This window comes from Streptomyces lucensis JCM 4490 (assembly GCF_014650035.1).
Lineage (GTDB): Bacteria > Actinomycetota > Actinomycetes > Streptomycetales > Streptomycetaceae > Streptomyces > Streptomyces lucensis.
Genome location: NZ_BMUE01000027.1, coordinates 16,986 through 40,141, shown reverse-complemented (window position 1 = coordinate 40,141; position 23,156 = coordinate 16,986). Strand labels below are relative to the sequence as shown.

The 23,156-nt window shown below is 70.1% G+C and carries 19 protein-coding genes; 10 read left to right on the top strand and 9 right to left on the bottom strand.

Annotated features, from left to right (window positions below; genetic code table 11):
* From IE177_RS35535 to eccE, 3 genes are all read right to left on the bottom strand, one after another.
* A partial coding sequence (locus tag IE177_RS35535) for an SCO5717 family growth-regulating ATPase (RefSeq protein WP_268253199.1) occupies positions 1-1,840 on the bottom strand: 1,840 nt, incomplete at its 3' end.
* A gap of 257 nt (positions 1,841-2,097) precedes the next feature.
* Positions 2,098-2,880, bottom strand: coding sequence for a hypothetical protein (locus tag IE177_RS33830; protein WP_190019314.1), 783 nt, complete (start codon positions 2,878-2,880; stop codon positions 2,098-2,100).
* Entirely contained in the window at positions 2,877-4,214 is a 1,338-nt protein-coding gene (eccE, locus tag IE177_RS33825) for a type VII secretion protein EccE (RefSeq protein ID WP_190019313.1), read from the bottom strand. The genes IE177_RS33830 and eccE overlap by 4 nt, the downstream gene beginning before the upstream one ends.
* A gap of 197 nt (positions 4,215-4,411) precedes the next feature.
* Between eccE and eccB the strand changes: the two genes are divergently transcribed.
* Positions 4,412-5,941, top strand: a complete 1,530-nt coding sequence (eccB, locus tag IE177_RS33820; RefSeq protein WP_190019312.1) for a type VII secretion protein EccB — start codon at positions 4,412-4,414, stop codon at positions 5,939-5,941.
* A gap of 11 nt (positions 5,942-5,952) precedes the next feature.
* Positions 5,953-7,224 (top strand): type VII secretion-associated serine protease mycosin, encoded by a 1,272-nt coding sequence (gene mycP, locus IE177_RS33815; RefSeq protein ID WP_190019311.1) that lies wholly within the window; start codon positions 5,953-5,955, stop codon positions 7,222-7,224.
* Between the two features lie 119 nt (positions 7,225-7,343).
* On the opposite strand, the gene IE177_RS33810 is transcribed toward mycP, so the two are convergent.
* From IE177_RS33810 to IE177_RS33795, 4 genes are all read right to left on the bottom strand, one after another.
* Positions 7,344-7,967: a hypothetical protein gene (locus IE177_RS33810; RefSeq protein ID WP_190019310.1), complete on the bottom strand. Its 624-nt coding sequence runs from the start codon at positions 7,965-7,967 to the stop codon at positions 7,344-7,346.
* A 6-nt stretch (positions 7,968-7,973) separates the two neighbouring features.
* Entirely contained in the window at positions 7,974-8,501 is a 528-nt protein-coding gene (locus tag IE177_RS33805; protein ID WP_190019309.1) for a hypothetical protein, read from the bottom strand.
* Between the two features lie 38 nt (positions 8,502-8,539).
* Complete coding sequence (locus IE177_RS33800; RefSeq protein WP_190019308.1) at positions 8,540-10,837, bottom strand: hypothetical protein; 2,298 nt, start codon at positions 10,835-10,837, stop codon at positions 8,540-8,542.
* Positions 10,838-10,906: 69 nt separating this feature from the next.
* Positions 10,907-11,422 carry a hypothetical protein gene (locus tag IE177_RS33795; protein WP_190019307.1) on the bottom strand — a complete coding sequence of 172 codons (516 nt, stop codon included), beginning with the start codon at positions 11,420-11,422 and terminating at the stop codon, positions 10,907-10,909.
* 506 nt (positions 11,423-11,928) lie between these two features.
* On the opposite strand from IE177_RS33795, the gene IE177_RS33790 reads away from it, so the two are divergent.
* The 8 genes from IE177_RS33790 to IE177_RS33755 all read left to right on the top strand — a co-directional run bounded on the left by IE177_RS33790 (position 11,929) and on the right by IE177_RS33755 (position 21,762).
* Positions 11,929-12,390, top strand: a complete 462-nt coding sequence (locus IE177_RS33790) for a DUF2563 family protein (protein ID WP_190019306.1) — start codon at positions 11,929-11,931, stop codon at positions 12,388-12,390.
* A complete protein-coding gene (locus tag IE177_RS33785) occupies positions 12,387-14,192 on the top strand; it encodes a hypothetical protein (RefSeq protein WP_190019305.1) in 1,806 nt (601 codons plus the stop codon). Before IE177_RS33790 ends, IE177_RS33785 begins: the two co-directional genes overlap by 4 nt.
* A 198-nt stretch (positions 14,193-14,390) precedes the next feature.
* Positions 14,391-15,494, top strand: coding sequence for a S8 family serine peptidase (locus IE177_RS33780; protein WP_229816388.1), 1,104 nt, complete (start codon positions 14,391-14,393; stop codon positions 15,492-15,494).
* Positions 15,495-15,605: 111 nt separating this feature from the next.
* The gene (locus IE177_RS33775; protein ID WP_190019303.1) at positions 15,606-15,947 is read left to right on the top strand and encodes a WXG100 family type VII secretion target; all 342 of its coding nucleotides are present in this window, start codon (positions 15,606-15,608) and stop codon (positions 15,945-15,947) included.
* A gap of 37 nt (positions 15,948-15,984) precedes the next feature.
* Positions 15,985-16,287 (top strand): WXG100 family type VII secretion target, encoded by a 303-nt coding sequence (locus tag IE177_RS33770; RefSeq protein WP_190019302.1) that lies wholly within the window; start codon positions 15,985-15,987, stop codon positions 16,285-16,287.
* A 247-nt stretch (positions 16,288-16,534) separates the two neighbouring features.
* Positions 16,535-17,356: a protein kinase family protein gene (locus IE177_RS33765; protein WP_373305226.1), complete on the top strand. Its 822-nt coding sequence runs from the start codon at positions 16,535-16,537 to the stop codon at positions 17,354-17,356.
* 22 nt (positions 17,357-17,378) lie between these two features.
* On the top strand, positions 17,379-19,598 hold the full coding sequence (locus IE177_RS33760; RefSeq protein WP_190019301.1) for a serine/threonine-protein kinase: 2,220 nt from the start codon (positions 17,379-17,381) through the stop codon (positions 19,596-19,598).
* Between the two features lie 43 nt (positions 19,599-19,641).
* Positions 19,642-21,762, top strand: a complete 2,121-nt coding sequence (locus IE177_RS33755) for a serine/threonine-protein kinase (protein ID WP_190019300.1) — start codon at positions 19,642-19,644, stop codon at positions 21,760-21,762.
* A 385-nt stretch (positions 21,763-22,147) separates the two neighbouring features.
* Here the strand turns inward: IE177_RS33755 and IE177_RS33750 are convergent, their stop codons facing one another.
* Both IE177_RS33750 and IE177_RS33745 read right to left on the bottom strand, forming a co-directional pair.
* Positions 22,148-22,324: a hypothetical protein gene (locus IE177_RS33750; protein ID WP_190019299.1), complete on the bottom strand. Its 177-nt coding sequence runs from the start codon at positions 22,322-22,324 to the stop codon at positions 22,148-22,150.
* Positions 22,325-22,357: 33 nt separating this feature from the next.
* Complete coding sequence (locus IE177_RS33745) at positions 22,358-22,999, bottom strand: hypothetical protein (protein ID WP_190019298.1); 642 nt, start codon at positions 22,997-22,999, stop codon at positions 22,358-22,360.
* Between the last annotated feature and the right edge of the window lie 157 nt (positions 23,000-23,156).

Genomic DNA, 23,156 nt, shown 5'->3' with positions numbered 1-23,156 from the left:
AACCGCCGGGCTGTGCTTGTGGGTTGGCGGGCGGCTGGGGTGCCTGGTTCTGGGGGAAACCGTAACCGCCGGGCTGCGCCTGCGGGTCGGGGGCCGGCCGGGGCGCCGGGGGCTGCGGGAAGCCGTAGCCGCCGTTCGGCGCGGTGGGGCCTGCCGGGTGCGGCTGCGGTCCGGCCTGTGCGGGAGCGGGCGGCGCGACGGGCGCGCCGGGCCGGTCCGCGGGGCTCTGCGGATTCTCCGGAGACTGCTGTCCCCAGGCGGCGGGCGCCGGCTGCGGGGCCTGCGGCTGGAACGGCGGCTGCTGGCCGGGCATCGGGCCCGGCTGCTGCGGGGCGGGCTGCTGCGGCCCGGCCTGCACGGCCCACTGGTCCGCGGCGGCCGGGGCGGCGGGCTGGTACGCGGGCGGCAGCGGCGGCATCCCGCCCTGCGGCGCGGGCGGGGGAGTCCAGCCGGGCTGCGCGTCCCGCGCAACCGGTGGAGCGGGCGGGACGACGGCTTGCGCGGCCCCGCTCTGGGACGTGTCCTCCTGCTGCGCGCCGCCGTCCGGCGTTCCGGGCTGCGACGTGCTCTCCTGAGCCGCCGCGTCCTGGACCACGGCGTCCGCGGACTCCGTCGCACCGGGCTCCCCGCTCTCCGCGGGGCCTTCCGGCACGGTGACCGTCCCGAAAGCCTCGGGGGAGGCGTCGCCGGCGGCCTCGGAGACGGTCTCGGCGTCGGCCTCGTCCGACGGCCGGCCGCCGACCGCGCCGACCGCGCCGACCGCGCCGGACTCGGAGGCCTCGGAGGTGTCGGAGGCGTCGTCGGCAGCGGCGTCCGCGACCGCACCTCCCTGAGCCCCGGTCGCGTCGCTGGGCTTCCCAGCGCTGTCCTCCGTGCCCTCGTCGGACGCGCCGGGCGTCACGGCAGCCTCCGGAGCGCCTTCCGCACCGGTGACGTCGGCCTCAGCACCGGTGACCTCGGCCTCCTCGGTACCGGCCTCCCCGGCCCGGTCGCCCTCGGCACCGGCGACGCTCGCGGCGTCACCGTCGGCAGGCGCCGTGCCCTCCGCGGGGGCCGCGTCGCCGGAACCGCCGGAAACCTCAGGAGCCCCGGAGGCCTGCGCACCGCCCGCCTCCGCGGCGGCAGCGGCCCGCTCGGTCCGCTCGGCGATCTCGGCCATCTCGCGCTTCAGGGCGACGGCGGAGAACCGCATGGTCGCCCCGCTCTCCAGGTCCCCGTTGCCCGCTCGCGGCTCGGGTACGGCGGAAGCGGCCGCGCCCTCCGGCTGAACCGGCTGAACCGGCTGAACCGGCTGTGCGGGCTGTGACTGAACGGGCTGCGCCGGTTGCGGCTGATGCGGCTGCGCCGACTGCGGTTCGAAACCCTCGGGCAGCCTCGGCATCGGGACGGGGTTGCCGACCGGCGGCGCGGGCTGTGCCGCGGGCGGAGCGAAGGGCGCGCCCTCCGCCGGCCCGGGTGGGGGCGGCGGGGTGTACGCGGTGCCCTGCGGCGGCGTGTACGGCGTCCCCTGCGGCGGCGTACCGGAAGGCTGGGCGGCGGGGGCAGGCGACGTCGGCCCGGGAACCGGCGTGCCCGGCGGGAACGACGGCACCGCCGAAGGGGCCGGACCGCCCTGACCTCCCGCGGTGTCGGAACCGTACGGCCCGGCGAACCCGCCCGCGCCCCCCGGTCCCGTCGCCGTACCGGCGGAGCCCGACGGCCCGGACGCGTTCTGCGTGTACCAGGCGGGTGGAGCGTAGTCGATGGTGAACTCGCCGGTGGTCTCGACTGCTTCCGCGTCGGGCTGGTCATCGCCGGGTGAAGCCCAGCCCCCGCGCATCCCGTCCCGATCGCTGTTCACAGTTCCTCCTGGTGTGGTCGAGCACCCTCATGCCGTGCCGGGGCGACCATGTCGTGTGGTTCCGATGCGTCCGTAGTCGTTCGAGGCAGTCCGGTTCAGCGGTGCTCCCCCGCGAACAGCGACGCCCGGTGCACGGGACCTGCCATCGCGCCCGCTCCCAGCCTAATCACCACGAGCCGCACCACGGCAGGCCCGCCCACCCCTCGGCCGACCGGAAGCGAACCACCCGGCGAACAAAGAGGGACAGGACGGGCGGTTCAGTCCATCCGGCGCGGCGTGCCCAGCAATCCGATCTCGGCGTCGGTCGGTTGGGTCATCACGTACTGCCGGTCACGGTCGGTGCACCACAGCGTGACGCCGTCGGGAAGCCCCGGCAGCGACTCCACCTCGGTCCGCGACAGGCCCATGGTGCGCCCCAGTTCGGCCGCCTCGTCCGGCGAGACCCGCTGGATGCCGGCGAGCCGCGCCTGCCGCAGCAGCCGGGGTGCGACCGGGCTGAGATAGGGCAGCAGCGTCAGCACCGACTGCCAGGGCCCGGACACCACTCTGCCGCGCGGCGGCCGCATACCGCAGTCGCGGACCACCAGCACCGGCGTACCGGCGGAGGCGCCCTGCGGGGGCACCCGCCCGACCTCGTACACCGACAGGCCGTTCTGCCCGCCGCCCATCGCGTGCACCATCTGCATCCAGGCCTGCGGCCGGCCGGTCTCGACGGCGACCCGGGCACCCGTCGCCGCGGAGCGCAGCGCGAGCACCTGCGCGGTCCACAGACCGCCGATCAGCACGACGTCGTACGGCGTGGGCCGGTTGATGCCCAGGACGGCGGGCTGTCCCTCGGCGTCCACGCCCGCGACCACGCCGTCGTCCCCGATGGGCAGGGCCAGCGCGTCCAACTGCTGTACGGACAGCCCGTGCCGGCCGTGCCGGGGCCCGATCAGACCGAGACCGTTGCGCAGCCGCTCACCCATCCTCCGCGGCCCGGACGGCTCCTGCGCCGCGCGCGCGTCCGGCGCCGGGGAAGTCGTCGGAATGGTCGTCACCGTGCACCTCCGAGGGGCAGCGTGGCCAGCATGCCGGGCAGTTGCTCACGGTCGAGGCGGGCCAGACCGGCACCGGTCTGCCGTGCCGCATCCTCCAGCGCACGCCGTGCCGCGACGAGTTCGTCGTCACTGCGCCCGGTCACCCGCACGTGCCCGCACAACGAGACCTCCTGCCGCTCCCCGGACGTCAGGGTGAGACTGAAGGTGGTGGCCAGGGCCGGTATCGCCGTGACCCGCGCGACGAACTGCGGCAGCGACTCGCCCCTGCCGCCACCCAGTTCGGGCCAGCGCCTGACCCAGTACGTGGTGTGCCGCCGGTTGTCGCAGCGCCAGCTGCGCCCCGACTCCTCCGTCCGCCGCTCCCGCGCCTCGCTGCGCCCCGCCTCGGCGGTGACCAGCGGGTTGGCGCACGCCGAGGTGGCGAGCGCGGCGATCAGCTCCTCCTCGTCGAGCACCCGCGCCCGGAACCCGGCGCCGGTCAGCCTGCTAGCCAGATGGTCCGCCGCCCGCACGACGCACTTCTGCGCCCCCGTCAGCCCGCCCCCGCGCGCGGCCACGGCCTCGGCGCACAGCTCGGGATCGAGCTTCAGCGCGACCCAGGTGATGCGCACGGCCGGGGCGCCCGTCTGCTCCTGCAACGGCTGGTAGTTGGCGACCGCCACGGACTGCTGGGGCAGGTGCAGGGCGGGCGCGGGCTGCGTGTGCAGCACGACCTGCGCCGACTCCAGCCGGATGCCGTCCACCGCCAGCGCGTCCCGCACCAGCCCCAGTGGCAGAGGCTGACGGGTCCGCTCGGCCCGCAGCGCGGTGGCGTCGGCCTCCACCTGGAGCACGGCGGTGACGAAGGTGCCGTCCCCGACGATCCCGACGGGCCGCCGGTCGCGTGACCCGTAGGAGTACGTGCGCAGGGCGGGCTCGCACTCCACCGCCGGAACCAGTCCGGGCTCCGTGCCCGGCGGTATCCCGGTGTCCGCGGCCCGCTTCTGACGCGCCCGCAGTTCCCGGGCGGTGGCCAGCCACTCCGGCAGCGAGCGGCCCCGCCGCCGCACGAAGGCCAGCAGCACCAGCGTCAGGGCGACGACCCCGGCCGGCACCAGCGCCATCATGCCGATGACCCAGCCGACGACCAGCACCGCGGCCGCCAGCTCCACCAGCACGAGCCGTTGCAAACGGAACGAACCGGCCTGCCCCGGCCGGGCCCTGAGGCCGAGCGTGACCGACTGCCGCGCCGCGCCGCGCTGGGCCGACGCCTCGCGCGGGCCCGGCGCGGACCCGGCCGCACGGCCTCGTGCCGCCGACCGGCCGCGCGTGCGCGTCCGCGTCCCGGAAGCCATCACTCCATCCCCCCGATTTGCTCACAACTCACTGGAACCAGGCCACTGAACAAGGCCCTTGAGGGCCCAGGTACCCTACCCGTTCCACGAGACCCGCTTCGTACCAGGCATAGTAGGGGCCGGGTCCGACAACGGAGGGCGGGGGAGCGTGGTCCCCGGGCGCGCTCCGCGTGAGACACGGGGAGAAACAGGCACAGATGGCATCTCGGCGGGACCAACTCAACGCCTACACCTTCGCGAAGCGCCGCATGCTCGCGTCGTTCGTCCAGTCGTCACCGGATGCCTCCGACGAGGGGGCGCCGCGGCCGTTGCGCGCCATCCTGCCCGGCGCGATCGTCGGCGTGGTCGTCCTCGCCGCGTTCGGCGCCTGGGGCATGTTCAAGCCTACGGCGCCGCAGGGCTGGGACCAGCCGGGCCAGAAGGTGATCATCGCGAGCAAGTCCACCACCCGGTACGTGGTGCTGAAGACGGACCACAAGACCCAGCTGCACCCGGTTCTCAACATGGCGTCCGCGAAACTCGTCCTCAACACCCAGAGCGACGTCGACGTCGTCACCGTCGACGAGTCCATCCTCGACAACGGCAAGATCCCGCACGGCGTCACCATCGGCATCCCCTACGCCCCCGACCGCCTCCCCTCCGACAAGGAGGCCGCGGCGGACAAGCAGTGGGCCGTCTGCGAGCGCCCCAGCGGCAGCGGCGGCTCCATCCAGAAGGCGGCCTTCGTCCTGGCCGAGCGCGACCGGGCCAGGCTCAGCGACACCAAGGAGAAGCTGCACGGCGGCGAACTCCTCCACGTCGTCACCCCGGACAAGAAGCAGTACATCGTCGACGCCCACGGCTGGGCGTACCCGGTGGACTCCGGCGACAGCCTGCTCCTGCAGACCCTCGTCGGCGCCGACCCCACACCGCAGCGAGTGACCAGGGAGTGGATCCGGACCCTGCACGAGGGGGACCCGATCACCTTCCCGTCGGTCGAGGGTGTGCCGTCCGCCGCCGCCAACGCCCCCGGGCAGCTGGACCAGCGGGCCAACCGCGTCGGCATGGTGCTCAGGGCACCGGTCAACGGCCAGGAGCAGTACTTCGTCGTGCTGCCCGGCCGGGTCGCCCCCGTCTCCGACTTCGTCGCCGAGCTGCTGCTGGTCAGCAAGGACCTCGTGAAACTCGGCCAGGCCGGGCACCCCCAGGAGGTCAGCGCGGGCGCCATCACCCGCGGCCGGCCGTTCGCCTCCGAACACAAGTGGCCCACCCGGAAGCCGACCGCGGTCAACGACCCGGCCACCACCGTCGGCAGCCGCAACACCGTCTGCAACATCCTCGACCACGTCGACCCCGGCAACGGCCGGACGACGCTGAGCACCTGGGCCGGCACCGAGTTCCCGGCGGTCCTGCCCACCGGCTCCTCCAGCGCGTACGTCACCGCGGGTTCCGGCCAGCTCTACCGCCAGTTCCAGGGCGAGGAGACCAAGGCCGGCCAGGTCTTCCTGGTCACCGACACCGGCCTGCGCTACGCGCTGCAGTCCAACGACGACAGCGCCACCGGCGCCAAGGGCATCGGCATCTCCGACAAGCAGCACAAGCAGCTCCAGCAGGAGGCCAAGCTGGCGCAGACCCGCCTCGGCTACGCCGGAGTGAAGCCGGCGCCCATCCCGCTGGCGTGGTCGGAGTTCCTGCCGACCGGCCCGCGCCTGTCGACGGCGGCGGCCCGCCAGCCGCAGGGCTCGTGAGGAGTACGACGATGCTCCTGAGCAGTGCGACGACGCCCTCGCTCCGCACCCGCACGACCCTGGTGGCGGCCCTGGCCACGGTCACCACCCTGCTGGCGGCGCCGGGGGCCACGGCGGACTCCGGGTCCGACCAGTGCACGTTCTCCAGGACCAACCACAAGTACACCGGCACCCCCTGGGCCCTGCAGCGCGTCAACCTCGACGAGCTGTGGACCCAGTCCAAGGGCAAGAACGTGCGGGTCGCCGTCATCGACACGGGCGTCGACACGGCCAACCCCCAGCTCACGCACGCCGTGGACGCCTCCCTGGGCGCCAACTTCCTGCCCACGAAGGACGGCAAGGGCCAGCCGATCGAACGCGGCAACTCCAAGGGCACGACCGACACGGTCGGCCACGGAACGCGCGTGGCGGGCATCATCGCCGCGCGCCCCATGGACGGCACCGGCTTCGTCGGCCTCGCCCCCGAGGCCACCATCATCCCGATCAAGCAGAACGACGCGGAGGGCCACGGCACGGCCGACACCCTGGCCCGCGCCATCCGGCACGCGATCAAGTCCAAGGCCGGCGTCATCAACATCTCCCAGGACACGACCAACGCCGTCGTCCCCGACGACGACCTGCAACGAGCGGTCGACGAGGCACTGGCGGCCAACATCGTGGTGGTCGCCTCGGCGGGCAACGACGGCGTCGGCGGCAACGAGAAGAAGACCTACCCCGCGTCCTTCAAGGGCGTCCTCGCCGTCGCCGCCTCCGACCGCAACAACGAACGTGCGGCCTTCTCCCAGTCGGGCGACTTCGTCGGCGTGGCCGCCCCGGGCGTCGACATGATCTCCACGGTCCCCAAGGGCGGCCACTGCCCGGACAACGGCACGAGCTTCTCCGCCCCCTACGTGGCGGGCGTGGCCGCACTGATCAAGGCCAAGCACCCCCGCTGGACGCCCCGCGAGGTCGTGGCCCAGATCGAGCAGACCGCCGAACGCTCCATCGCAGGCCACGACATCCGGGTCGGCTGGGGAGTGGTGGACCCGGTACGCGCCCTCACGGAGGACGATCACCCGATCGAGTCCCCCCGCCCCGACCCCGGCCTCACCCACGCGGAGGCCCCCACCCCCGCCAGGCTGACACTCGGCGAGACCCCCCAGGAACGCACGGCCCGTATCGCGACCTACGTCGCGATCGGCGTGGCGGTACTGGTGGCGGGCCTGAGCGGCGGCGCGGTGGCACTCCGAGACGCCCGCCGCAGGCGCCGCGCCCCTGCGGGAGGCAGGTGGCCGACGCGCTGACCAAGCCGAACGTGAGGGGCCCGAGCCTCATCGGGAGGGCCCCGAGAGGCATGCGGGCAGGGTCGCTGTTCAGCACGCGCGATGAGCGCTTCGGAGAAGGCACCTCTCCACGGCGCCGCTCAGCCGACCCGCGGACTGCCGTTCGGCAGGCGCTCCGCGCCGTCGCAGTCCCACAGTCCGCGGGCCTCCAGCCGCAGGGTGTCGGCGGCCAGTGAGGCCATGGTCCGGATCACCGCCCGGTCGGACGTCTTCCGGTACGTGACATCGACCTCCACCACCGCCTTGCCCTGATCGGACGAGCAGTCGATGAACAGCGAGGTGGTGTCACCCTTGTGGAACCCCGCGGCCGCACCGAGCGCGATCGGGGTGGCGCCGGCGGCACCGGCGTCGCGGGCCACGTCCTTCATGGTGTAGTCCGAGCCGGAGTAGAGGAGGTGTTCGATCCTCACCGCCCTGCCCCCGCCGTACACCTTGCAGGTGCCGGGCGCCGCCCTGGTGTACGGCTCCTCCGGGTTGAAGACTCCGGTGTGCCACTGCGAGAACTGCTTGCCCTTCTCCGGCAGGAGCGCCTTCACCTCCGTTCCGGGAAGGGCGCCTTCGCAGACACGCGCCGGTACGGCGACGTCGGGCTCCCCGGACGGCCACATCTGCCAGGCGGCCACCCCGGCCACTGCGAGGACCCCGACGGCGGCCGCAGCGAGCCACGGACCGCAACGGCGCTCGCGTCCCTCAGCCGCACTCATGAACGGCTACTCGGAGCACTCATCGGAGCGCCCAACGGCCCTGGTGAACGCGGTGGCCAACTTCTTCATCGCGGCGCCGTCACCCAGCTCCGGGTCGCTGAGCTGCACCGAGGTGTACAGCACCTGCCGGGAGTGACGAGGGTTCTCGCAGCCCTTGACCAGTTCGACGGCACCCGCACCGCTGTAGAAGTTGCCGTCGGGGGACATCCGGGCCTTCTCCAGCCGTGGGTTCCCGGACGCGACCAGGGTGCTGGACACGTCCGCCTCCCACCATTCCAGGTTCAGCGTCATCGCCCAGTGGCCGTCGACGTCAACACGGCAGTTCTTCCTGGAAGGCACGGGACGTGTCGCCCCGACCTCGATCTTCGCGCCCGCCGGGAGGAGCGGCGAGACCAGGGCGGGATCGACCTGGACACCGCAGAACGCCCTGGGTACGTCGTACTCCTTCTCCTTCCCGCCGTCGGCCCCCGAGCAGGCGGCGATCGGACCCAGCACCGCGAGCGCCGCCGCGGCCGCCGCAACCGGTCGAGCCATCGCATACCCGGCCTTCTCCGGCCGGCCCGCCCCGGACATCAGATGTCCGTGACGAGTTCGGCGCCGACTCGTTCCATGTACCCGCCGCCCTCCAGGAAGCCCTGGGAGGAGGACTGCTCCGCCCACGTGGCCACGTCACCGTTCAAGTGGTACTGCTCGGCCGCGTTGTAAGCGGCCGCGCTGGTGTACTTCATGTTGGCCTGGTTGCCGTTCTCCCAGTCCTTGCCGATCTTGGCACCGGCTTCGTCCTTGGCGCTGCCTTCGGCGTCCTTGAAGAGCTCCTCCAGCATCATGCTGGTCGCGGTTCCGGCGGCGCCACCGACGCCGGCTCCCACGGCCGGAGACGCGATGAAGGACGTGCCGACGCCGACACCCGTGCCCACGGTGCCGGACAGGAGGTTCTTCCACTGGGCCACCGAGTGGTCGAAGTCCTTGTCCTTGACATCGGCCGGTCCTGCGACCGCCTCGTTGCGTCCCATCGCCAGGGTTCCGGAGACCTGACCGGAGTGGCGGGCGATGTCCCGGACCGTGAGCTCCATGTCGTGATCAGGCCGCTGCCCCTCGGGCAGATCCGGATCGAGGTGGTACTCCAGCAGCTTCCCCATGTACGCCTTCTGACCCACCTCGACAGCGGCATAACCGTGAGGGTCCTGGCCGACGGCGAAGAGGAAACGCGAGACATCGCTGTGACTCACTTCGGCAGCCGAGCCCTGGACGGGGTACAGCTTCTGGAGGCGCTCCCATGCCGCTTGACCGGCCGCGTCGTTCTTGCCGGGGTGCCGGTCCACGTCGGTCGTGGCACGGTCGATGTCCGGAAGGTACTCGGACGCGATCTGCCCCATGCTGTCCGACATGTAACTGTGATCCGTAAGGCGCCCGTTGTCGTCCGAGATCGATGACACGATGTCCTCGAACAGCTTGGCCTGGCCCGGACTGTGCGCCGGCGTGTCGCCGGTGGGCAGCTCACCCGCGGGATGCCCCGTCGTGGCGGCCTCGAGCGCCGACGCGAGGTTGTTGCGGCCGTCCGTGCTCTCGCCGCGGCTCATCACGTCGCTGTTGCTCTCGTGCGGCCAGTGACGGTCTTCGAAGAGGTACTTGAAGTTGGACACGGCGTGCTTGTGGTCGCCGTCCTTCGGAATGAAGTCGTCGTTGAAGAAATCGGTCGCGGCGCCGGGGTTGTTGGAAAGCCCCTTGAGGTAACCCGAGACGGGATCGAAGCCGGTGTCGCCCTTCATGTGGTTCAGGTACGGACTGAATCCCATCCGCTGCCAGGCCCCGTGTCTTCCGTCACTCGTGAACTTCCGTTCCGTCTCCATGAGGCTCTTGCCGTACTGCTTCATGAAGTCGTCGTCGTAGTCCCCCGCCCGCATGAGGTTGCTCATGACCTGGAACCCGAGGAGACCGCCGCGCTTCCCGCCGACCTCCTGGTCACCGATGTCCACCATGTGCCGCTTCCACTCGGTCATGTCGGCCGTGTCGCTCTGGGTGGCGGCGGCGAGGGTGAGGCCGAGGTTCTTCTGCAACTCCCCCAACTGCTCCCTTCGTTCCCGGTTCACCTCGGGGGAGACCTGGGAGTCACTTATGTCGGCCCAGAACGACAGGGTCTTCTCCGGACCCAGGTCCTTCGCGAACCGCTCCGAGAACAGTGGATCGTCGTGGTGGGCCTTCAGCCCCGCGTTGAGCCGGTCGAAGTCCTCCACGGACAGGTCGTCGGGGCCCTTCTTCGCGAGCTTGGCCAGCTCGTCGGCCGCCTTGACGGCGTCGGCCGCGGCATCACGATCCTTGTAGTCGGCGCCGGAGAAGCCCAGCCGGGCCTGGTCGACGATCGCCACTAGGACGTCCTTGGCCGTGTTGTCGCTCTCGGTGGCCTTGCCGAGGATGCCCTGGATCTCGTTCCGGAGGTCGTCGACGTCCTTCTGGTCGGTCGTACTCGTCCTGCCGCTGGGGTCGGAGTTCCAGTCGGGCCGTGTGTTGCCCATGACCGTGAACTTGCCCCCGCCGGTGTCGACGACGGTGAGGTTCTTCTTCTGTCCGCGGGAAACGGCGTCGGTCAGCTGCTGGTGGTACGACTTCAGCTCGCCCTGGGTGTCCCGCAGGATGTTGTGGATGGTGGCGGCCTGTGTGTGGGCATCGCCGAACTCGCCGGCCGTCCTGCCTATGAACTGCTTGGAGACCTGGGCGTTCACCCCGGCCCAGTCGGCCTTGGCGGCAGCCTGGTGCAGGCCGTCCTCAGCGTCCTTCTTCAGGTCCACGAGGTGCTTCACCAGCGTCGACCACTCGCTGACGGCGTCGTCGAGCAACTTGAAGTTGGCGTGGTAGAGGGCGTTGAAGTCCATTGGTGGCCGTCCCAGGGGGTAGCGCTGCCGGATGGGGTGGTCGTCTGCGTCGTCAGCAACCCGACGCCGCTACTCCTTCTGCTTTCCCTTGCCGTTGCCGTCGTCCCCGTAGGTGTTCTTGTCACCCGGCGTCCCGACCCGCTCGTCGAACCCGGCGTCCAGCACGTCGATGCTGCTCATCTGCCGCTGGATGTAGTGCTCGTCGTTCGCGTGCACGGCCTTGGTGGTCTGCATGTGGTTGGAGATCTGGGCGCAGGCGTCCATCAAGGACTTCAGCTGCTCCTCCCAGCGGTTCGAAACGTGCTGGAGTCCGGCGCCGAGGGCGAAGCCCTGCTTGGAGAGGTCACCGGCCGCGGAGTCGCTGCTGGGGGTCGCCACACGGGCCTTGTCCCAGAGCTGGTTGTAGAGATGGTGGGCGGCGCCGCCTATCTTCTCCAGGTCCTTGTGGCCGACCTTGAGGTCACCGGTCTTGCCGGGCAGGGTGGCTGAGCCGCCTCCTCCCGGGTCGACCTGGTTGAGCTGCATGTGCGCCGACTGCCCCTGGGCAGCGTCCGCCTTGAGTCGCTCCCATTCGTCCCACGCCATGGAAGGGCTCCCTCCTCCGCACCCGGTCCGGTGGGGGGCCACGCTAGCAACCAAGGTGAGGGAAAATTTGTGCCATGTCCGCCATGCGGGAAGAGTCGGGCGTGAATATTCGGCGGAGGTGGGCTTGCCGATCGCGGGCGGCCACCTCGCCGGGTTCGCCCGGCGATTCGGGCCCGAACTGTTCGGCAAGGACGAACCGGCGGCCCGGGGGTGAAGTTTCAGCTTGCAAAGTTCCCTCCCGAACTACCTCCAGCGCCGTGCCTGACCCGCGCATGTGAAGCTTCTGCGCAGATACCGGAACCCTTCTGTCTCTATTGACCGCCTTGTCGCTCCTGACCGGTCAAGGACCGGTCGCTTCGGGACGCCATTGCAACTGAACCGTCGCAGAGTTCAGTTGGCCGTGAATTGCACAGTGACTACAGTGGGCTGTGATGGATCCGGGGGTGGGTGCCCGCCGCCCCGGTCCGTCGAGGTTGTGCGAACGGGGAAACGGGGAAGGGGTTGCGGTGGGTGACGGTGGCCGCTCGGATCTGAGGCGTGGCGTCGAGGTGCTGTCCCAGTTCAAGAACGACGTGGACAAAGCCCTGCGCAAGTTCGAGCAATCTCCGGGCAGTTCGTCCAAGCTTGCAGACCACGCGCTCAGCCGGGCTTCGTTCAGTGGCAGCCAGGTTCCGTTCAGCGAGGCGCAGGACCTCCACTTGCAGTACGAGCACGTCCACGAGCGCCTCATGCATCTGTCGAAGACCCTGGCCCTGCAGATCGAGGCCATGACACTCGCCGCTCACTCGGCCGACGCGACGTACGACGGGTCCGAGGACGAAGTCAGGCGCCGGTTCTGGAAGATCAAGAACCACCTCGACGACGAGTACGCGAAGGCGACGGACAAGAACAAGCACCATGACGAGCAGCCGCGGAAGGACACGAGGCAGCACACGGACCACAAGTCCGCGGGGGTGAGCAGCAATTGAGCGACAACAACTGGCAGAAGCAGCCCCAGTACAAGACCGGTCTGGAGCAGTCGAACGTTGAGTCCGCCGTGGCCAACACGGTCGGCGGCGTGAAGAAGTGGTTCCGGGGCACCCCGTTCGGCTCGACCCAGTTCGATGACACCGATCTCAACGCAATGATCGATCTGGTGGAACACGCCAACCCCGAGCACCTGGAGATGGCCGGCAAGGCACTGTGGGACGCCCGCGACGCCGTCAGTACCGCGTCGTCCGACCTGCACAAGAACATCCAAAAGGTCTTGGCGGACTGGGAGGGTGAGGGCGCCAAGCAGTTCCACACGTGGACCCAGGCGCTCCTCATCTACACCAAGGAACTGGAGACCTACGCGCACAACGCCGGGACCCACATCTCGACTGCCGCCACAGGTCTGGCCTCCGTGCGCAAGTCCATGCCTCCCAGGGACACGCGGCCCGCCGCCGAGCAGAAGCTTCCCTCGAAGCTGCCCAAGGCCAAGCAGGTCGACAGCAACCCGGACTACGTGCTCGCCAAGAAGGTCGAGAAGGACCGCCAGGACGCCATCAATCAGATGGTCCGGCTTGGGTCGTACTACTCGGTGGCCGCGACGGGCTTGCAGACGAACCCCGAGCCCAAGCCGATCAAGGCGATCCCGGATGTCGGGGTGGTCAAGCCGGTAACACGAAGCGAGGACCGCCGACCGTACGAGTCGGGGACAGGTACGTCGAATCCGCGCGCAGCCATTCGGGAAGGTGTGGCGGGTGGTCACGGAACTACCCCGACTCCGCACAGGACGGTGGTGACAGGCGGAGACATGCCGCCGCTCAAAGAAGTCCACGAACCGAGTGCGCCTTCCGGCCACGACGTCGGCACGGAAATCAACACCACGACCACCCTGCCCCCTCAGGCGCCCGCCGCACCGCCCACCTCTCCGGTACCCACTCTGCCTACAACCGCAGGAGGCGGCGGGCAGACGCCACCGATGCCCCCGGGGCCGATGGCGCCCCCCGTTGCGCCGACCGCCGGCCGTAACCCGGGCTATGGGCCGACCGGCCGACTGCCTGTCACCGCGCAGGGGCGCACCGGTCCTTTGGGTACCGGAGGCGGCCGGGTACCGCAGGGACCCACCGCCCAGCCCGGGCGTGCTGTCTCTGGCGGACGCGTGCCGCAGGGTCCCGGGGGCCAGACGGGTCGTTCCGTGCCCGGCGGCCGAGTGCCGCAGGGCCCGACGGGGCAGCCCGCTCGTGCCACGGGGCGCACGACCCCGACGGGCCAGCCGGGTGCGCGTGGACCCGTTCAGTCCGGTCGCACGCCTCTGGGGCGCGCTGTCACTGGCGGTACCTCGAAAACCACCAACACGCCTGGCGGGCGGACCGGAGTAACCGGCCCCACGGCTCCGACGCGTAACGGTGTCGTGGGCGGCAAGCCCGTCACGGGCCGTACGCCTGGAGGAACGCCCGGCCCTCGGGTGCCGCGCGGCACGGTCGTCGGCGCAGAGAAACCGGCTTCCTCCATGCCGCAGAAGGGCGCTCTCGGTCAGCGGGGTGTTGTCGGTACTCCTACGGCGAACGCCGAATCCGGTGCGGGCCAGGCGGTGCTGCGCTCGGCGGGTAACCCCGAGGGCGTCATCGGCTCTGCCCGTAGCTCCGCGAAGGGCTCCGACTCCAGTGGTGCGGGGATCGGCCGTGGTGCCGTGGGCAACCGTCAGGGGGCGAATGGTGGTGCCGGCCGCAAGGTAGGAGCCGCCGAGAAGGAGCAGAGCCGCCCGACCCAGCAGCGGCGCGAAGTTCCCAAGACGAGCGACTGAACACTAACGAGGACATACACAGGCATGAAGCCAGGGACCAGCCGACATGGCAGAACTCCTGCCCTCCTGACGAGGTGCACCGCGAGACGTCTGGCAGCAGTGTGTTCGGCGCTGGGCACATTGGCCATCGCGTCAGTTGGGTTGGCTCCTGGAGCAGCGGCAGAGGACATTCAGCCGAAGCAGTGGTACCTGAAGACAATGGCCGCCGACGAGCTATGGAAGTACAGCACTGGTAAAGGGGTGAAGGTTGCCGTCATCGACACAGGTGTCAATTCGGCGACCTCGACACTCAAGGGCCAGGTGCTGACCCATCAAGTGCCAGAGGCCGTCGGGTACAAGGCGACCAAGGATAGTGACGGCCATGGCACAGCCATGGCTGAGGTCATTGCCGGTACGGGAGCGGGCGGGGGTGTCAAGGGATTGGCGCCGGACGCGAAGATCATTCCCATTCACGTGCAGTTCCTCAAGGATAAATACGACGGAAAGTTCCCCTTGCCTGCAGAGGCGATACGGGCTGCTGCTGACAGTGACGCCAAGATCATCAGCATGTCCTTCGGCAGTCCGTATCGCAGCGTCGAAGAAGCGGAGGCCGTCAAGTACGCCGCTTCCAAGGGGAAATTGATGTTCGCCTCTATTGGTAATAGCGGCGAAAAAGGAAAGGGTGAGTATCCGGGCATATACCCGTACGTCGTGGGCGTGTCAGCCATCGACAAGTCCGGCACGGTGGCCAAGTTCTCCACAAAGAGCAACTACGTCGACTTCGCCGCCCCCGGCGTTCACGTCCCCGGCTGGTGTGACGGCACATTCACCCGGTACTGCGACACCGACGGAACCAGTTCCGCCACCGCCCTCGCCTCCGCCTCCGCCGCGCTGGTCTGGTCAGCGCACCCCGACTGGACGGCGAACCAGGTCCTCCGGACCCTCATCGACACCGCCGGTCGTTCCTGGGCGAAGGACAAGCCCAGCACCTACCTCGGCTACGGCATCCTCCGCCCGCGCCGAGTGCTGATCAACAAGGACATCGACCCCGGCCCGGCCGGCAGCGACCCCCTGGCCGCCGAGAACGGAACGGCCCCGGGCAAGGACGCCAAGGCCGGCGGGGGCTCCTCGGCCGCGCCCTCCTCAGGGGCATCGACCCGACCGACCAGGAACGCCGGCTCCGCCAGCGGCCCCACCTCCGCCGCGAAGGACACCGACTCCGGTGGCAGCACCCAGACCTGGGTGGTCATCGGCGCCGCGGCAGCCGTACTACTCATCGGGGGCGCCGGTTTCGCCGTGCTGCGTGCACGCCGTAACGCCTGAGCGGTTCCCGTACACCCGCCCACTCGCCGAGTGGGCGGAGGCCCGCTTGCCATCCGTGCTGGTGTCTGACTCAGCGCATGGCAAGGTCAGTTCACGAAGAAAGGCATCGCAATGGCGACTGGGCGTCAGAAGGTAAGTGACAAGGACATTGTCGTCCTCGAAAAGGAGCTTCTGCACCGATTCGAGGGCATCAAGGGCCAGCTGAAGGAACTGCAGGCCATCATCGACAGCCTCGAGGGCCACTGGAAGGGCATCGGCGCCGGCGCGTTCAACGCCAAGCAGACCGAGATCAACGAGCGCATGGTCCGCATCGGCAACATCCTCGCCAAGTTCATCGAGGCCATGAGCACCACCCGGAAGATCAAGGACGGCACCGAGGACGAGGTCCGCTCGCAGGTGCAGAGCATCGACGTCGACCTCGGTGGCGCGCACTCGGCGCTGTCCTCCTACTGATCCCCTCCAGACCACCACTCTCAGTTAGGGAGCAACCATGAGTGCCAACAACAGCGGCGAGCTCGACGTCACTTACGGCAGCCTCGACGAGACCGCCACCAAGCTGGCCGACCACGCGCGCCGGCTCGAAGAGGGCCTCGAGGCCATCAAGCACAAGGTCGCCGGCGTCGCCAGCATGTGGGAGGGCGAGGCCCACAACGCGTACACCGAGCAGCAGCACGCCTGGGACCGCGAGGCCAAGGGCATCCACGAGGCCCTCCAGCAGATCGGCAAGGTCGTGCACGCGGCCGGCGGTGACTACCAGGGCGGCGACCGCAAGGCGGCCAGCTACTTCATGTAGGGCTCGCGAGCAGAGCCGACGGGCACAGGCAGCACCGGGGTGGGCACGCACGGGAGGTGCCCACCCCCCTGCCATGCCCAGGACCGGGAAGACCCAGAGGACCGAGGAAACAGGACAGGGAAGCGTGCACGCCACGGGTGGTGCCACGGACGTGGCGGGTACAGGAGGGCAAGGCCCGGCCGGCCGGTCGTCGCGGCATGTCGGTCCGTACGCCCTCATCACGTCCCTGGACGATCCCCGCACCCGGATCCCCGTGCCCGAACGGCGCTACATCGCCCGCAGCGACGACGGACAGCACACCGTCCTGCTCTCCCTCCCGCAGCTCGGAGGCGACCCGCAGCGCTTCCTCGCCGAAGCAGAAGCCTCCCGCTACCTCCTCGGCCCCTGCGCCGCCCCGGCCACGGCCCTCGCCGCCCCCGGCGAGCCCGCCTGGCACGCACGCCCCTACCTGCCCGCCCTCCCGTTGCCGACCGCCCTCGCGGTGCACGGCGGCCCACTGCCCGAGCAGACCGTACGCGCACTCGGCGTCGCCCTCGCGGAGACCCTGGCCGTGCTGCACGGGCAGGGCCTGACCTTCGCCGGCGTGTCACCGGCGGCCGTCCTCCTCTGCGCCGACGGACCCCGCCTCACCTGCTTCGGTGCGGTACGGGCGGCGGCCCCGGACGGTACGCCCCGCTCCGGGCTGCCGGGCCTGGAGCCGGGCAGCCTGCCCCCGGAGCAGGCGTCCGGCGGCCGCCCGCGCCCCCTGGGCGACGTCTACGCCCTCGGGGCCACCCTCGCCTACGCGGCCACCGGCCACACGACGCCCGAACGGGACGAACTCCCGCCCTCCCTCCGCACGGTCCTCTCCCGGTGCCTCGCACGCGATCCGAGCACCCGCCCACAACTGACCGAGCTGATCGGCGCCCTGTCCGGCGACGGCGGAACGCGGGACGGCGCCACCCCCGTGCCGGGCCCCGGCCGGCTCCCGGGCCGTGTCATCGCCGCCCTGGCCCACCAGTCGGGCGCCGTTCTCACGGCCGAGATCCCCGTCGCGTCCACGGCGCCCGCCCCGCCCACCACCCGCTGACCACCCGGACTGACGACGGCCCATGCCTTCCCCCCTCACCCACGACGACCCCCAGGCGTTCGGCCCGTACCGTCCGGTCGCCCGCCTCGGCAGCGGCGGCATGGGGACCGTCTACCTCGCCCGCACCGCGGGCGGCCGCACCGTCGCGCTGAAGACGATGCACGCGCGCATCGCCTCCGACACCGCCTTCCGGACCCGCTTCAGGCTGGAGACCGACGCGGCGCGTGTCGTGGGGGAGCGGTACGGCGCCGGGGTCGTCGACGCGGATCCGCGGGCCGAGACCCCCTGGTTCGCCACCGAGTACGTACTCGGGCCGCCTCTCGACGACGCCGTCGAGCTGTGCGGGCCCCTGCCCGAGCAATCGGTCCGGGCCCTCGGCGCGGCGCTGTGCGGTGCGCTGGGACAGCTGCACGCGTCCGACGTCGTTCACCGCGACCTCAAGCCGTCCAACGTCCTCCTCACCGCCTACGGCCCGAAGATCATCGACTTCGGCATCGCGCGCGCGGCCGGAGACGACCGCCTCACCCGGGTAGGGGTGGCGGTGGGCACTCCTGCCTTCATGTCGCCTGAACAGGCGAGCGGGCAGGAGCACTCGGCAGCGGGCGATGTCTTCGCGCTCGCCGGACTGCTCGTCTTCGCCGCCACCGGTCGTCCCCCCTTCGGCCACGGGCAGGCAGCGGACCTGCTCTACCGGGTCCAGTACGCCGAGCCCGACCTGACAGGTGTCCCGAGCAGCCTGGTGCCCCTCCTCGCGCAGTGCTTGGACAAGAACCCGTTCCGCCGGCCGGCCACCGACTGGCTGGCCGCCGAGTTGCACGACGGCAGTGGCGAGTTCGCCGACCACCTGCCGGACGCGGTCCTCGCGGACATTGGCCGGCGGGCTGCCGAGGTGTGGCAGATCATGCCGCAACGGCTCCTGGCTCCGGCGGACGAGCCGGACATGGCGGAGACCGTGGCTCCCGCACGCTGGTCCCGGCGCCGGCTGCTCCTCACCGGCGGAACAGCCACGCTGGCCGTCGCGGCGGCCGGTACGGCGGGAGTATGGGCATGGAACGAGCGGGGCGGATCGGGTCCCGACCGGCCGCCCGCCCCCGGGCCCAGCAACAGACTGCTGCCCCGGAAGCGGCTGGACTCCATCTGGCAGATCCAGGTCGACGAGGACGACCTCTTCGAGGAGGTCATGCAGCCCGGGCAACTCCACGTGGTCGGGGACATGGTCGTGACGGTGGCACCCCACCTGATCGGAGTGACGGCGAAGACGGGACAACGGCAGTGGGCGTCGAACCTGATGGACAGCGACTGGCAGGTCGCCACCGACGGTGAACGCGTGCTCGGCCTGGGCCCCTCGGACGAGGGCGCGAGCAGCGGCAAGGCGGGCGGGGATCCGCTGCTCGTGACGTCCATCGACCTTCTGACCGGCGAGCTGAACGACCCCCAGGTGTCCCTGCCCGAGTTCAACGGGGAACTCGTGGGCGACCAACTGGTGTGCACGGCGAACGGCATCGCCTATGTGGTGGCCGGTCGAGGGAAGTTCGTGCACTCCCGCTTCACGGCCAATCAGACCTGGTACCTGTTCGCCGTCGACCTGAGCACCGGCAAACGGCTGTGGACGACACCGCTGCCCGCCCGCCGATCGGGTTCCGTCCGGTTGTACTTCCTGTCCGCCGCCGTCGTGGGACGTGACCTCGTGGCGCTCCAGGAGGCCAACGACGGAACCGTCCACGCCGTCGTACGCGACACCCGAAGCGGTGCCGTCCGCTGGGACCGCCCGCTTGCCGGGGTCAAGGCGAGCAGCGTGCAACTGCCTCTGGTCACCGATGCACGGCACCTGTATCTCGGCGCCGGTGAGCTGCGGGCCCTGCGGCTCCGTGATGGCCGAACGGCCTGGGAGTCGAAGTCCTCGAGGCCGGGGCGCACGTACGGGCCGCCGGCGCTGAAGAACGGCACGTTGTACGCGATCGAGAAGGGCCTAGGAATGGTCGCCCTCGATCCGGGGAGCGGCCGGGTCAAGTGGGAGGAGCAGGGTGGCCAGGGCGTCGAGGCGGATCTGAAGGCCGTACCTGTGATCGGCACCGACCACGCGTACAGCAGGCGTGCCTCGAAACTGTGGGCTATCGATCTCTCGTCCCACGCTCCGACGGACTCCTACCGGACCACCGGCAACCGTTTCATCGCACACGAGAAGTCCAGGACGGTCATCTCGATGGGTGGCAACTTCCTCGCGGCATTCCCGCTGCGATGAGCCGTCCGGTGAAGAGTCGGCAGAGGATGGAAAGCGATCGACGATGAGACCCCTGGGAACCGGTGACCCGATACGGCTCGGCCCGTACCGGCTGCTCGGAGTGCTGGGCGAAGGCGGTATGGGCAGGGTGTACGTGGGGCAGGACCGCGCGGGCACCGTCGCCGCCGTGAAGGTGCTCCGGCCGGAACTCGCCCACGAGACCGGCCTGGCCCAGCGGTTCGTGCGCGAGGCACTGGCAGCCCGGGCCGTGCGCAGCTCCGGTGTGGCGGCGGTACTCGGTGCGCAGACCGAGGGGGGTCGGCCCTGGATCGCGAGCGAGTTCCTCGCCGGTCCGACGCTCGACCAGATCGTCGACCGGTACGGTCCGCTGGAGGACGCGAAGCTGCGCGCTCTGGCCTCTTCGGTCGCCCGGACCCTCCGCGACATCCATGCCGCCGGCTTCGTCCACCGCGATCTCAAGCCGGCGAACATCGTGCTCACGTCCGCCGGTCCCAGGGTCATCGACTTCGGCATCGCGCGCCCCGAGCACGGCCTCACCCTCACCACCACCGGACAGATTCCCGTCACTCCGGGGTACGGCGCTCCGGAGCAGGTGCTGGGGCATCGGGTCACCGCGGCCGCCGACGTCTTCTCCCTCGGCGCCGTCCTCGTGTACGCGGCCACGGGGCACCGGGCGTTCGAGGGCGCACACGTAGCCGCCGTCCAGTACGAGGTCGTCCACGGTGACCCACGCTGGCAGGGCCTGTCGCCGGAGCAGCATGCGCTGATCGCCCCCTGCCTGGCGAAGGAGGCGGCACAACGGCCCGGCCCCGAGCAGATAGCCGCGGCGTTCGCCCCGCCCAGGAGAGCGGGCGCCGTGTGGAAGCACGGGCCGGTGGGCGACGCGATCAAGGAGCGTGAGCGTGAGGTGCGCAGTCTCACCGCACCGCTGCTGCCCACGACGGAGACGGGCTCCGGGCCGAGCAGGCGGGGCCTGCTGACCGGCATCGCGGCGGGCGGGGCCGTACTCGCCGCAGGGGGTGCCGGCGCGGGCTGGTGGTTGCTTCGCGACGCCGGAAGCCGGGGCCGGGACCCCCTGTTCACGTATCCGCCCGCGGTGAAGACACCAGAGGCACGTCTGCTGTCCGCGGACGCGGGCGACTACATCATCGGGGGGTCACCGAAGCCCCTGTGGGAAGCCACGGATGCCACGAGTGTGAAGTCACCGGCGCCGCTGCCGGTACGGGACGTCGTCATCGTCGGCCATCCCGTCACCGGCGTGGCCGCGCTCAACGTGGTCGACGGAAAACGCCGCTGGAGCGCTCCGGCGATGCAGATGACCTGCCGCTACCTGTCCCTCTCCGACCGGCTGCTCGTGGCCGCCGACGACCACGGCACGGTGCACACCTTCGTCCCCTCCACCGGTGAGCCGAGGTGGAAGGTACGGGCCGACGCCGCCGAGCTGCTGACCGCGGACGCGCACGCCGTCTACCTCGTGACGAAGGACCACCGACTGCGCGCCGTGAACCGCTCGGACGCCCGGATCCGCTGGACTGCGCGCGTACCGGACGACTTCCGCGGCAAGATCCTGCCGCGAGCCGCCGCGGACCAGGGGCGGCTCGTCGTGGCCACCACCACCGGGCACGCCATGGCCGTGAACACGAAGAACGGACGTGTCGAGTGGACCGCCCGCGACCTGGCGAAGGACCGGTACCTCGTTCCCGCGGCCCATGACGGCGTCGTCTTCCTCAACGGCAAGACCCTCTCCGCGCGCAGGATCTCGGACGGGAAGCAGCTGTGGGCACACACCAAGAGGGCCTACTACGACCACAGCATCGAGGAGTGGTCGTGGCCCAGTGTCCACGGCGAAATGGTGTATTCGTGCGCCTGCGACGGCGACGGCTACGCCCAGCCCTACGGCTTCGACAGTGGCGGGGAACAGCTCTGGGAGGCAGGACTGGCCCTGAGCGCCGGTGACTATCCGATCCTGCAGCAGGGCAATGGCGTGTGGCTGATGGATGGCGGCGGTTACCCGAGGGTGGAGACGACGGACAAGACGAACAGGGCGACAGCGACCTGGACCTACGACCTGCACGACGACGCCGAGGACATCGCGTTCGCAGCCTCCGGCAACCGTGTCTTCGTAGCGAGCGGCAGCACCCTGTACGCCCTGCCGGTTTTCTGACTCACGCAACGACGGACCGACGCGGGTGTCGCATCGGCTATGACGGCACACGCACGGGCAGAGCCGCCTGACGCGAGCACCCCAGTTGCTCGGCCATGCCACGTGAGATGGCGTTGAGTATCGTCTCCCCCCTGAACGTAAGGCGTTGCAGGGTTGCCCTTCTGGGGGGTTACGCAGGCGACATTTGAAGAAAAGTGTGGCGCTGTTCTGCCCGTGCGTTTTCGCGTAAACGACGATCGGATAGAATATGTTCTCTTTCTGTCCATCGGGTGCAGAACTCGCGCGCGGAGAGTACTCGGCAGCCGTGAAATCCACTTCAATCAGAGGATGGCCGGTTTTGTCATCGGCTCTGTAGACGTAGCACTGGTTCCGTTCAGTCACCTCGTCATGGATGGTGCTTGCCGCCCGTTGCAGAGAGAACTTCAAGGGGCGGCCGGCATCGTCGGTGCCGGTCAATTCGGAGAAACTCTTCGATGCCCAAACTGAGCACGCCGACACCCACCACCGTCAGCAGCGCGCTCCTCCTTGCCTCGCTCAGCGATGGATTGTCTGTCTGCTGCATGATCAACCCTTATGGGAAGTTCGTCCGCGACAACTAAGCGGACGGCACCGCGGTCGGCAGGTCCGCCTCCGGCGCGCAGCCGGCCTGTTCAGCCACTGCCCGCGACACAGAGTTGAGGATCACCATGCGATCCTCGTCCACACTGTCGCCCCGCAGGCCGGCGGCGTTGGAGTACATCTCGCCCTTCACGTACTTCACGTCACCGATGTACGAGGTCGCACTGGAAGCTTCACTGGAGCACTTGAAGAACAGCTCGGCACCGGTACGTCCTACCTGGGCGAAGACTCCAAGCGGGTAGCTCACTTCGCCGCCTTCAGAACGCTTGGCGGAGTTCGAAGGGTAGCTCTGAGACGCCGAAAATCGGATTTCCATGAGCGGATACCCGCTGTTGTCACCGGTCCTGTACACCCAACATGCACTCCGCTTGCCGTACTCGTCGTGGAGATGCCTGACCGCGTTCCGCAAGGAGAACGCCCTCGACTCGCCGGCCTCGTTTGTTCCGGTGGCTTCGTCGAAGCGGTCAGTGCCGGCTAGGCGCTGCAATGCCTGCACGGCCGAGGAGTCAAGTGTTCCGTCGCAGATGCTGTGCGCGCTGACGCCCGCCTCTCGGGGTTCACTGGCTCTCTTCCCCGGGCTGCCGCCACAGGCTCCGGTGAGGAAGGCCACGACCGTCACAGCGAGAGCGGTTCTCCGGGTGGCGCTTGTCGTGGACAGCTGCACTGATCTCCCCGTTCAGTCCCTGAGTGGCCGCATCCGAGCGCGCGGAGCATTCCGCACGCGCTGCATTCCGCACGCGGAGCATTCCGCACGCGCTGCCGGATGCGGCCGGCCG